Below are 5,445 nucleotides of genomic sequence, written 5' to 3'. Positions count from 1 at the left end.
AACTTTCTATACCAAAAACATTTTGCTGAACGAGGGTATCCGGGCTTGGATGGCTCCTCAAGACCAACCCCACGAACAATTTGTATTCCCTGAAGAAGTGCTACCTCGCGGTAACGCTCTGTAAAAAAAATCAATCTTTAATTAATTGTTTTTCCTTAACCCTGCCGTGAGGCAGGGTTTTTTGATGAAATAATTTTTACAATATAATTTCCAGTATTGCAAATTTTTGTAGTTGTGTTATAGTAGTTTCAGGTGAAAAACCCAAAGCATTTTGCTTTGCCTTTTGAGACTAAGACCGTTTAGGCAATAAGGAGGTGATGCCCATGATAGAAAGTAGTATAACCATGGGTCATCAAGTTGCAGTTAGCCGGCTGTGCGCCGGGGCTGTTCTCTAAAAGTTAGCCTTAGTTTTTTTGAGGACTAAGTAAGCTCAACTAGCTAGGCTAAAAGTCGGAGTCCCTTCCGGCAGTCTGGTTGCAACTTGAAGACCCCCTAGACCGCCCTGACTTAGATTTTCTGATCTAAATCAGGGCGGATAGTTTTTCTGGGTGGTTTTTTTGCATAAAAATAATTTAGTTTTTTCCGGAAATAAACAAGAAATAGCGTTTATTTTGTTGAGTTTGGCAATTTTTTCGCCTAACTAAATAGCGATTGTCATATCCTATCGGAACATTTGCAGGGAATAAAGTATCATTCACAGATATAACACGAGCAAAGTATAGATGATGTAGAGAAGTTACGATTAAAAGTACATTTCAAAACTCATCTACAGTTACAGTTTGTATTGGCAGATCATATCTGATGACGCTTGTTAGTGAGAAGAGTTTGATGTGAGCGTAAAGAGTGCGAGTTTGACTGATAAAAATAACATTACTAGTCTACCAGAGAAATTTACAGTCACTTCATCATAACTTCTTATTTTAATCATTAGAAATAGTTATAATATAACTATATTCTATGAATATGAGTTTTTGTATAAGTTAATTGTATAGAAACTTAATGATTAGTTAATCAATTGTTAGTCTTGTGAAAAGTAAAATTGTAGTAGTGGCAGCCATGCCTAATACACAGGTTTCAACAAGACGTCGCATTTCTAAGCAATTAGCTACAGATAACTTGATTTATTCATGTAAGGTGTGAGGAGAAAAGGAAAGATGTCTAATATCTTGTGGAAATCCCTGGTGGTTAGCCCAGCAGCTTTGGGAGCAGTATTGCTAGTATCTTCAACAGCGATAGCTGCGACCACAACCACCACAGAAACATCATCACTGGAAACTTCCTCCGCAACAGAAGTTTCTCAAGAGCCAGAAGTATTGGTCAAGGAAACCAAAGCAGCCCAATTTTTAGCTCAAGCTAAAGTCAACAGTTTCAGCAACGAAAACAATAATTCCCAGTCTCAGGTAACATCAGTTTCGCAGTTTTCTGACGTACAACCTACAGATTGGGCGTTTCAAGCCTTACAGTCATTGGTTGAACGCTACGGTTGTATTGCTGGTTATCCCAGTGGGACATTTCGCGGTAATCGCTCTTTAAGTCGTTATGAATTTGCGGCTGGTTTAAATTCATGTTTAGATCGTGTAAATGAATTAATTGCCACAGCGACGGCTGATCTAGTTACCAAACAGGATTTAGCAACATTACAGCGTTTGCAAGAAGAGTTTTCTGCCGAACTAGCAACTTTACGCGGTCGAGTGGACGCTTTAGAAGGACGTACTGCTGAATTAGAAGCAAATCAATTCTCCACTACCACTAAGTTAAAAGGTGAAGCTATTTTTGCTGCTACCGATACTTTTGGTAATGAGACGGGTAAAGCAAACCGCGCAGTTTTGCAAAACAGAGTGCGTTTAGGCTTGGAAACCAGCTTTACCGGTAGGGATATGTTAACAACCCGGTTATCCGCTGGTAATGCTACAGCCTTTGATTTCCGAGATAATGCAAATGCTCCGATTAATCCTGCTAATGCTGCTGGAATACGTAGTAACGCAGCAGGTAAGCAAATCTTTGAAGTTGGTAGCACCAATAATAACAGCGTAAAAATTGACAAGTTAACTTATGAAGCACCCGTAGGTCCAGCGAGAGTGTATCTAGCGGCTAGTGGTGGACAACATAGCGATTATGCGGCTGTTAATAATCCCTACTTCTTTGATAAAACAGATGGTGGTAAGGGTGCTTTAACCACTTTTGCGTCTGAAAATCCGATTTATCGCATTGGTGGTGGTTCTGGTATTGCGTTGAATGTACCCTTTGGGAAACCTGGTGATAGTTCCTTAAAACCAAGTTCATTAACATTAGGTTACTTAGCTTCCAATGCTAATAATCCTACTCCTAGTAATGGCTTATTTGATGGGAATTATGCGGCCTTAGGTCAGTTAAACTTTAATGTTGGTAATCGTTTTGCTTTAGCTGCTACCTATGTGCATGGTTATCAAAGAGCAGGTAGCACCTTATTTGATTCAGCAATTGATGGTGGTAGTGCTTTAGTAGGTACTTCACAAGCTAATACTCCAACTGTAGCAGGTCCTAGCTCTAGTAACTCCTATGGTATTTCTGCTGCTATCAAGCCCAGTCAGAAATTGTCTTTAAGTGGTTTCGTTTCCTACCATGATGTTATTCCCGAAGGTGCTGGTGTTAGTAGAGAAGCTTGGAGTTATGGAGCGGGTTTAGCCTTACCTGATTTTGGTAAAAAAGGTAACGTCTTGGGTATTTTTGGTGGTGCTCAACCTTATTCACTCAGCGCGGGTGCTAGTCAGACACCATACCAAGTGGAAGGATTTTACAAGTATCAGGTTTCAGACAATATTTCTGTAACTCCTGGTGTAATTTGGGTAACATCTCCTGGACAGGCTACTAATAGTAATGATGCCTTTATTGGTACACTAAGAACAACTTTCAGTTTCTAGACTGTTAAAAGTCTGCTGATAACTTGAAAAATTAGGCGTTGGTAAACAAAAATATGAATTTGTCTGACGCTGAGGCACAAAGACGCGAAAACTAAGAGTTTGAGAAATGAAATCTTTGATTTTCATAGCTCAATATGACTACCCAAAAATTATTTTACCCTGCCATGAGGCGGGGGTTTTTTTTAGGGGCAATAAAAACCCCAGTGGAAAACGGGAGTATACTGGAAAAGAGGGGAACTGTTGGATTTTGTTCATCTTCATGCTTCAACTTTCATCTTGGATGACTACTTGTGGAACTATCATGTAAATCTGAATACGCAATTTTGGCGTTATTAGAAATGGCTACTCATTACGAAAACGGTGAACCGATGCAAATTCGGCAAATCGCTATGCAACAAAAGATACCTGATCGTTATTTAGAACAACTGTTAGCAAGTTTGCGGCGTGGGGGTATAGTGAAAAGTCAACGGGGTTCAAAAGGCGGTTATTTATTGGCGCGAGAACCTCGGAAAATTAGTATCTTTGATATTTTAGAATGTTTAGAAGGTTTAGATGTGCAGACTGGTGATCAAGATTCTCACCGCACAAGTTTAGATCATACTGTGGTGACGGAAATTTGGCAAGAAGCACGTCAAGCGGCAAATTCAGTGTTACAAAACTATTCACTTCAGGATCTTTGTGAAAAACGAGATTCCCGAAAGCAGTTGGATATCATGTACTACATTTAAGGGCGTAGGAATTTATTATGGGTATTGTCAAAAATATTACGGAATTGGTGGGACGGACACCTTTAGTACAGTTAAACCGGATTCCTCAAGAATTGGGTTGTGTGGCTAGAATTGTGGTGAAATTGGAAAGTATGAACCCCTCTGCATCAGTAAAAGACCGCATTGGGGTAAGTATGATTAATGCTGCGGAGCAAGAAGGATTAATCGCTCCGGGGAAGACAATTTTAGTAGAGCCAACATCGGGAAATACGGGTATTGCTTTGGCGATGGCGGCGGCAGCTATGGGGTATAAATTAATTTTAACCATGCCGGAGACTATGAGCGCGGAACGGCGATCAATGTTAAGGGCTTATGGGGCAGAATTGGAACTCACGCCGGGAATTGCCGGGATGAGTGGGGCGATTCGTCGGGCCCAGGAGATAGTTGATAAAACACCGTATTCTTATATGTTACAGCAATTTCGTAACCCGGCTAATGCCCAAATTCACCGGGAAACTACTGCGGAAGAAATTTGGTCAGATACCGATGGTCAAGTAGATATAATTGTGGCGGGAGTGGGAACAGGTGGTACTATTACTGGGGTGTCGGAAGTCATTAAAAAACGGAAGCCGAGTTTTACCAGTGTAGCAGTAGAACCAGCTAATAGCCCTATATTATCTGGTGGTAAACCCGGTCCTCACAAAATTCAAGGGATTGGGGCGGGTTTTATTCCCCAGGTATTAAAAGTAGAATTAATTGATGAGGTGATTACGGTTACTGATGAGGAAGCGATCGCTTATAGTCGTAAATTAGCAAGGGAAGAAGGATTATTATCGGGAATTTCCACTGGTGCTGCCCTTTGTGCAGCGATTCGTGTAGGCCAACGTCCAGAAAATCGAGAGCGGTTAATTGTGATGATTCAGCCTAGTTTCGGTGAGAGATACTTAAGTACACCTTTATTCCAAGATATAGAAAACAGTAACTAATGTCAATTAACAATCTATTGGATTCATGTCCGATTTTAACCATTACGATACCTTAAAAGTCAGTAATAATGCCAGCCAAGCGGAGATCAAACAAGCCTATCGTCGTTTGGTTAAGATTTTCCATCCTGACATTAATCAAGAAATAACAGACAATGAAGAAATTATTCGTGTCAATGCTGCTTATGAAGTTTTAAGTGACAGCAAAAGTCGTCTTAATTATGATCAAGAACTGCGCTATAGTCAGAAAAATTCCCATTATACTCGCCAAAAACGCTCAGAATCTGCCCAAGAGCATTATAAAGCGACTAGAAAAGTTAGAAAAGATGTTGATGAGAACATTGAAGAATGGTTAAAACTAGTTTATAAACCGGTAAATCGGATACTTGGAACAATTCTCAATTCTTTAAAAGAACAAATTGAGGAATTAGCCGCAGATCCTTTTGATGATGTTCTTTTAGACGAATTTCAAGATTATTTAGAATCCTGTAGAGAAGACTTAAAAGACGCTCAAATCAGGTTTCGTTCTTTACCAAATCCTGTTAATTTTGCAGCAGCAGCAGCACACATTTACTACTGTATGAGTCAAATAGGGGAGGGAATTGAAGAGTTAGCTTATTTCCCATTAAGCTATGACGAACGTTATTTACACACAGGACAAGAATTATTTCGGATAGCTAAAAGATTGTATCGGGAAGCGCAAGAGTCGGTTAATTGAGTCTATCGTAAGAGTCATTTAATTACCATCTATTAAACCGAAATATTGCTTATTTTTTTTCAAAAAATACAACTAAGTAGGTGAACGGAAAAAAACCGACATAAATATCTTTTGTCGTAGGTCTATCGAATATGAGG

At 39.7% G+C, this 5,445-nt stretch carries 4 protein-coding genes and 1 pseudogene; all 5 read left to right on the top strand.

All coding sequences use genetic code 11. The annotated features are described in order from the left end of the window. Window positions 1-124 (top strand): annotated as a pseudogene (locus ACIR131C_RS25235) (photosystem II D2 protein (photosystem q(a) protein)); the annotation flags it as partial. A gap of 1,030 nt (window positions 125-1,154) precedes the next feature. Next, a complete protein-coding gene (locus tag ACIR131C_RS0120070; protein WP_028091602.1) occupies window positions 1,155-2,900 on the top strand; it encodes an iron uptake porin in 1,746 nt (581 codons plus the stop codon). Window positions 2,901-3,190: 290 nt separating this feature from the next. Then, complete coding sequence (locus tag ACIR131C_RS0120065) at window positions 3,191-3,628, top strand: RrF2 family transcriptional regulator (RefSeq protein WP_028091601.1); 438 nt, start codon at window positions 3,191-3,193, stop codon at window positions 3,626-3,628. A 17-nt stretch (window positions 3,629-3,645) separates the two neighbouring features. Continuing rightward, complete coding sequence (gene cysK / locus ACIR131C_RS0120060) at window positions 3,646-4,593, top strand: cysteine synthase A (RefSeq protein ID WP_028091600.1); 948 nt, start codon at window positions 3,646-3,648, stop codon at window positions 4,591-4,593. Between the two features lie 25 nt (window positions 4,594-4,618). Next, a complete protein-coding gene (locus tag ACIR131C_RS0120055; RefSeq protein ID WP_028091599.1) occupies window positions 4,619-5,308 on the top strand; it encodes a J domain-containing protein in 690 nt (229 codons plus the stop codon). The last annotated feature ends 137 nt before the right edge of the window (window positions 5,309-5,445 follow it).

The sequence above is a fragment of the Dolichospermum circinale AWQC131C genome, from assembly GCF_000426905.1.
GTDB classification, from domain to species: Bacteria; Cyanobacteriota; Cyanobacteriia; order Cyanobacteriales; family Nostocaceae; genus Dolichospermum; species Dolichospermum circinale.
Note: the sequence above shows the minus strand (reverse complement) of the source record. Positions and strands in the feature narration are given on the sequence as shown.